Annotated in this window: 1 protein-coding gene; it reads left to right on the top strand. The window is 50.8% G+C overall.

Annotated elements, in window-relative coordinates:
* Nucleotides 1–1,500 (top strand): M56 family metallopeptidase (locus OB13_RS18345; RefSeq protein WP_461491635.1); only part of this gene is annotated, 1,500 nt, incomplete at both ends.

Below are 1,500 nucleotides of genomic sequence, written 5' to 3' on the forward strand. Positions count from 1 at the left end.
GTGCTGCAGCAGGAGAGCTTCTTTGCCATGAACAGGTTTTACCTGATGGCTTGCCTGGTGCTGGCCTTTGCGTTGCCTTTTGTCTCGCTGCCTCCGCTTGTCAGCCACCAGGGGTATCTATCCAATATCCTGCAACAGGGTGGGGTAACGGAAGCAACACCAAGCCTGACAACCGTTATACCTGACCCAACTGAAACGGCAGCAGGTATAGCAACCGCTGAGCAGCCCGAAACACCGGTGGTGTCACAGAACATGCAGGCGGAAGCAGGGGAGAAGGCCCAAGTCGGGGAAGAACAACCGGTAACAGGGCAAGGCAGCTGGGTCTTCTGGCTCGTTATGCTATACCTGTTTGGGGTAGCCGTTTTCTCGCTGAGTTTGTTTTTCCAGGCCGGTAACATTCTCTACAAGGCCCTTACCAGTACCGACAAGATACAGGACGGCGATTGTGTGATCGTGAATACGGCCAGCAAACAGGCACCGTGTTCATTTTTCAGGTATATCTTCATTCATCCCGACGACTACGATTACGAAACCTACGAGCAGATCATAGCCCACGAAAAAATCCACGTGCGGCAGGTGCACACCCTCGATCTGATCATCGCGGAGTTAGCCGTCATCCTGCTTTGGTTCAACCCCTTTATCTGGTTCTTTAGAAAGGAAGTTGAAAAGAACAATGAATACCAGACTGATGCTACCCTGCTGGAAGAAGAGCAGGTGAACAAGCGACAGTACCAGCTGAACCTGCTGCAGATCGCTGTGCCCAACAAACCCCTCAGCATCACAACCAATTATAACCAGTCGCTCCTAAAACAAAGAATCGTTATGATGAACGCACGTAAATCTAATGCACACGCTTACTGGAAATATACTTTCCTGGCACCGCTGCTCTTCGGAGCGCTTTTGCTGCTCAACGAACCGGCTACAAGCCAGAACATCAGCATACCGGGTACCGTACCTGCGCCTGATTTTGCATCTGCCGCTCCGGTTACCCCGGTGCCGGATCCGGGCGTTCCGCCTTCACCGGCTGTTCCCCCTTCGCCTACTGCCCCGGATGTTCCGATGGAAGACAAAACCGGCAAAACGGGAATGACAGAACAAACAGGCAAGAACAAGCCAGCCAGAAAGAAAGGCATGTCCATCAATATTCAAGGAGCGGATACCGATATTTCTCAAGGTTTCTGGTATAGCCACCAGGACGCGGGAGATTACTGCATCGAGTTCAAGGGAAGCCGGAATTCGTCAACCTGGAACATTTCAAAGTGCTTTAACAAAGGCCTCTTCCAGAAGAAAGGAAATGAAGTTTTTGTGCTGGTTAGAGAAACCGGTACGCTGCAGCTGAATGGCGCCCTGGATGCTGACGTAAGTCAGGGGAAGTATACCTTCACCGAAGATACAGGCTTCAGGAAATACCTGGCTGATAATAACATTACCGGCAGTAACAAGAACTTTATGTTTCATCTGTTCCTCAGTGATGTGGACAAGAAGTATGTTGCCTTCCTC

It is taken from the genome of Pontibacter sp. HJ8, assembly GCF_054824225.1.